Raw genomic sequence first — 5,150 nt, forward strand, 5'->3', positions numbered from 1 at the left:
CTAATTTAGGCAACAACGCCGCGCACATAACTCTATCTATACCCACCGACAACGGATACCCAACTATTTGTAGAGCGCTCTCTTGAGCACTGAGGTTTTCCATTAGTTCTTGGTGATTTAGCATTAAGGCGTTTATTTCGTTGTTTTTTCGATGGTTTCTTCTTTTTTAAACGATTGGAGTAATTTGAAAAGGCATTAAAATAAGTTGAAATAGTGTGATAATCTTCAGCACTTAGCGAACCTAGTTGTGCCTTTTTGGTGAGAGTGGAAAACTCTATGACATACTGCTCATAAAGTGTCCTTTCTAACTTATGCTGTTGATAAAGCAAGTGAAGCTTCTTTTTAATAAAACGTAACTTTGTGATCGACTTGACTTTATTCATCTAGTTCTTCGGTGGCCTATATTACTCACAGAAAAATCTAACTCAATATCTAAGCTAGGGTGCACTCATCAAAGCGAAGCACAAATTGCGACAATACTATATTGAGTGGTAATTCAGCAAGGTTTGGGACAAAAAAGCGACTTAGGAATTAGCCTAAATCGCCATGTTTTATATGATTTACATTAGATTGAGGGTTTGAATTGCTTCCACTACGATTTTCGTACGCGCACCTTTTCTAGGAGGAAAGTCTGCTACACGGAAGTAGGCCTCTATTAAGTGTTGCCATTCTGAGTCATGGTGCTCATCACTAGGCTCAAAGAGGTCTGAGTTATACAAGCATTCTTGCGCGATCATTGTAAGAACTACTTGATGGTGTTCGGCATCAAGTGCCCCTTCTCGGATGGGAACTATTTGATGTTCACCAAAGTATTCAGCAAGCTGTTTTGCATCAGATCTTGAACGAGTAAGCGAGCTAGCTATCTGTTTGTTCAAGCAAAAGAGTATGACTCCAAACAGTCTAAGTAATCGGTATCCGAATATAACGTTATCAGCTAGAGCTTGCCCATATGAGAGTTGTTGGTATACCTCTATGTACCTGACCAGTGTTTCCACTTCACGCAATGAGTTAATGATCGCTAGATCACACTAATTTAAATCTGGAACTAGCTGCGGAATGACGGTTGATCTTCAAATCGATCGACTTAAGTGTTCAAAAAACGTTCGCTATCTTACCCTGGAATTCCTCAGGGCTTCGCAGCGTTTAATCCTTATTTGTTAGGCTATCATCTTTTTTCTGTTTCATGTCTTCATGGATTTTATTAATCAAGGTAGTGACGTCTTGCTCTGAAAACCCAAAATTAACTAATAGTTCTTTACCTCTTTGCAAAGTACTTTCTATATAAATGGAATCGGCATATTTAATCCCATTTTGTTTTAAAAACAATTCATCTTCCCTCGTATTTGTTTGTGCGTAAATATCTAAGTGTTCATATTGGGTTAATTTTAACGCAATCTCTTTGAGTAGTGACGAACTGGTAATCGAAATAAATGCTGCTTTGGCCTCGGTTAAACGGGCTTTATCTTGAATGCCACGATTAAGAATATCCCCATAATGAGCATTTAATCCCAATGACTTGCCTCTTTTTACACATTCATAGTCATTGTCAAAAGCGGTGTAACTAATACCTGCGCGTTCGGCTAATAAAGCAATTAAGCGTCCAACCTCATCTAGACCAATAATAATGAGCTCATTATCTAATATAGGGGTATTGTTACCGTCGGTTATTGTGCTAGATAAATACCGTTTGACAAGCTTGTTACCAAGGTTATTCATTAAAGGGGTGATGACCATACTGATACTGATAATAATAAAACCCACCGGTGCACTATGGGTATCTAACGCCCCTGAGGTAGTCGCTACGCCCAGTAACACAAAGGCAAACTCCCCGACTTGATTTAATGCAAAGCCGGTTTTAATTCCGATAGGCAAACCTTTGCCATCGATCACAGCCAGTACAATGAACACAATGGTTTTAACTATTAATACCGCTGATAGCCATAGCAATATATTGCCTAAATCATCAAAAATGATGTTTGGTTGTATCGACATACCAACGGCTAGAAAAAACAGGCTCATTAATACTTTTTTAAATGGCGACACAACTTCTTCTAGCATGAACTTAAAATCAGATGTGGATAACAGCATACCCAACACGAATGCCCCTAATGTTTCAGACATGCCAGCAGTGGTTGAAAGCCACACTGTTATAAAAATTGTCATATATAGGCATAACGAGAAACCTTCTTTGTTGTCGTTAAATACACAAATTTTTAAGCAAAAAGGCAATATATAACGAGCAATGAGAAAAATAGTAGCCAGTAAACCGGTTGCCATCAGCGCGCTATAAAGTAATGAGTGGTCATGTGTGTTTTGTTGATGAGCTAGCATCGGGATTAATGCCATTATCGGCACAATACTCATATCCTGGGCCATCAAATTGGAGAAGATGTTTTTACCATGAGGGCTGTTTAGCTGCCTCTTTTCTTCAAGAAGGGTCATCACCACAGCTGTAGAGGATTGTGAGAATATCGCACCAATAACAAAACCAACTTCCCATGTTAAGCCGACTAGAGTACCCAGAAATGAAAATATGACCGATGTGATTAATACTTGCCCAATACCCTGGATAGCAATAGATTTTTTCATATTCCAAAGTTGCTTGGGTTTCATCTCTAAGCCAAGGGTAAATAGAAATAGCACCACACCAAAGTCTGCAATACTCTGAATTGCTTCAATGTTTGTTGCAGCAATAGGACCAGGAGTATTAGGGCCAAGTAAGATTCCGGCAACGATAAAACCCACGATGGTTCCCATACCTATACGGGAGAAAAAGATAACACTTAGGGTGATAATTGACAGAGCAGTTATTGCAGGAAGTAAATAAGTATCCATTTATATCTCATTAAATATAATGCGTATTTATCTTGAAAACTGGGGATGTAAATACACGGCACGAAAAAGTGTGCAAAGTCATTATAGGTGAGCAACATGACAAATCTAACTCGCATTTGATGGATTTAACCCGTCCATTGAACTCGCGGTAAAATCATCGAAATAAGCTAGTGATCTGAACCAGCGGAACTGGACTGTAGTGGATAAGTGAATTTGGCCACCTCCATGTCTGCTGGTCGCATGGTTGAAATACCTTAGAAAACCGAAAAGTCAGAGAGTGTTTTAGTTCGCAACTCACTTCTGTCCAAAAACGTGTTTCAGCGGATGGTCAAGAAAAATCATAAATGCCTAGCGAGTAGTGAGCTGTGCGAGCGTCAGGAGTGGCTTTATTATTTTACTTTACCATCATTCCCTTAAATACCCTTTTGGCAGGATGATGGTCTTCACGCAGTGAGACCATCGCCTTGCTAAGCCTTCAGGGATAAAAAAGCGTACACACCATTATACATAGTATGTACGCTTTATAGATCCAAAAGAAGCATTGCCAGTAAGGGGCTGTCACTCACTCACACGCAAATAGACATATTTTTTACTGTATACTCCAACTGAGTAGGTTTTATCGTTGATGTCAAACGAATAACTTAAATGTATTCGATAACTCGAGCTAGATAGTTAAAGTCCCCAGAATCACCGTGGTAATTACGGTAAACATCGACACTGAAATATCTAGGTTGGTCCACTTGAATATGCTCAGCAATTCGCTGCTCGATGGATTCTAGAGTTTCACCTGTTTGCGAGTAAATGTATTTCTTGGTGGTCTTTTGAAGCTGGCGTTCTTTAGCTTCTTTGTGTGTGACGTAATTGTTCACGTCAACCCACTGACCAATGTAGTCAATCTCCACGTAGTCTGAATTTTCTTCAACCATGAACAACGCCGCTTCTTGTTGAACGTCGGCCAGTTGTAGCATGTCGTTATCGACTTTTTGCTGTTCCATTGAGGTCACATTTTGTGCCATGGCAGCGCTAGACGTTGCCATGATAAGTAGCGCTAAAGCTGTTTTATTCATTTTACGATATCCCTAAATTAAGGTAATTCTGTTACCCAAGGTTTGCCCTGAGTTGCTTTGTGATAACCATATTCGTATATGGTTAATAAATAGTGTTCATCAAACATGTCTTTGGTTCGTTTGGCGTAACCAAAGTCGTGCTCGATGTAAGTAAATTGCATATCAATGTTGTTGATTTCACAGATGTATTTCATTCGATATAAATCACCACGTGTTTGAGCAAGAGTCAGGCTTGATACGCTCTTTGCTACTAAATCTAGACCCTTATCTCTCAGCGAGTGGTACGGCGCTTTCAGTGCTCCATTTCGAATAACATCGAGCTGTGGTGGTTTTTCTAACCCAAGAGCATCTGAGATCTGCTGATAGTCGAAGTTAGATGGATTGAAAAATACTTGAGCGGCTAAACCACCATCGACGTGAAGTTCTTCATAACTTTTACCTTCGTACTTCACATTGATAAACTGCGGTGGGAAGACTCCAGGAATAGAAGCACTTGCTGCTAAAACCTTATATATAAGTTCAGACTTATCTGGCATGTCACTATTTGCAATTGCGCCCACATTCCAAATGACAAGCTCTCCAGAATCAAAGTGTGTGCTACCAATAAACAAACGCTTACCGTTGCGGTGTCGCGCAGCAATTTGCTCGATCATCGGTTCAGGGAACGCCTGAGCGATAAATTGATTCAAGTTTTTACCGTCAGTAAAAGCATCTTTAAACACGGTGTTTAAAAAGTTCTTTTTGCCGAGCACTGATTTGTCATTGATGTTTAACATCACCTCCTTCATCTTCGGAAATGCATCTCCGCCGATGAATACAAATGGTGCCATTAGCGCTCCTGCACTGATGCCAGTAACTATTGAGTAGTCTTTCAATTGGCCAGATTCTTCCAGCCCTATCAAAATACCGGCTCCAAAGGCTCCGTTCGCGCCGCCTCCTGACAAAGCTAAGATATTTAGTTGCTCACCTGACACTTTAATTGGCGTTGTTTGATCGATTGGAGAGTATAAGAAGTCTGGGTTCTCACTCGCCCACATACGCAATGGCTCTTTTACTGATATCGCTTCTTCTACAACCACTTCTTTGTAATTGTCTTTGTGTACGCGTACATCCAACGTGTGGGGTGAGCTACATGCCACTACAAGTAATGACAAAGCAACGGTAAAACCCGAGGAAATTAGACGGTTCATAATTAGGCTCATTTAATGTTCTCTAAAATGATTCAGAAACTCTGTTTAATCAAAAGAA

General features: G+C 40.0%; 4 protein-coding genes. All 4 read right to left on the reverse strand.

The window, feature by feature from the left end; genetic code table 11:
* Positions 1–32: 32 nt before the first annotated feature.
* The 4 genes from AB4583_RS21335 to AB4583_RS21350 all read right to left on the reverse strand — a co-directional run bounded on the left by AB4583_RS21335 (position 33) and on the right by AB4583_RS21350 (position 5,092).
* Positions 33–383, reverse strand: a complete 351-nt coding sequence (locus AB4583_RS21335; RefSeq protein ID WP_017069615.1) for a hypothetical protein — start codon at positions 381–383, stop codon at positions 33–35.
* Between the two features lie 760 nt (positions 384–1,143).
* Positions 1,144–2,835: a cation:proton antiporter gene (locus tag AB4583_RS21340; protein WP_372119279.1), complete on the reverse strand. Its 1,692-nt coding sequence runs from the start codon at positions 2,833–2,835 to the stop codon at positions 1,144–1,146.
* Positions 2,836–3,476: 641 nt separating this feature from the next.
* The gene (locus AB4583_RS21345) at positions 3,477–3,902 is read right to left on the reverse strand and encodes a hypothetical protein (RefSeq protein ID WP_017060059.1); all 426 of its coding nucleotides are present in this window, start codon (positions 3,900–3,902) and stop codon (positions 3,477–3,479) included.
* Between the two features lie 17 nt (positions 3,903–3,919).
* The gene (locus tag AB4583_RS21350) at positions 3,920–5,092 is read right to left on the reverse strand and encodes a patatin-like phospholipase family protein (RefSeq protein ID WP_017060058.1); all 1,173 of its coding nucleotides are present in this window, start codon (positions 5,090–5,092) and stop codon (positions 3,920–3,922) included.
* Positions 5,093–5,150 lie beyond the last annotated feature (58 nt).

The sequence above is a fragment of the Vibrio sp. 10N.222.49.C12 genome, assembly GCF_041475025.1.
GTDB classification, from domain to species: Bacteria; Pseudomonadota; Gammaproteobacteria; order Enterobacterales; family Vibrionaceae; genus Vibrio; species Vibrio crassostreae_C.

What these genes read in the sequence shown, in the direction of transcription:
- AB4583_RS21335 (WP_017069615.1), bottom strand. Translation starts at nt 383, where the DNA reads ATGAATAAAGTCAAGTCGATCACAAAGTTACGTTTTATTAAAAAGAAG.
- AB4583_RS21340 (WP_372119279.1), bottom strand. Translation starts at nt 2,835, where the DNA reads ATGGATACTTATTTACTTCCTGCAATAACTGCTCTGTCAATTATCACC.
- AB4583_RS21345 (WP_017060059.1), bottom strand. Translation starts at nt 3,902, where the DNA reads ATGAATAAAACAGCTTTAGCGCTACTTATCATGGCAACGTCTAGCGCT.
- AB4583_RS21350 (WP_017060058.1), bottom strand. Translation starts at nt 5,092, where the DNA reads ATGAACCGTCTAATTTCCTCGGGTTTTACCGTTGCTTTGTCATTACTT.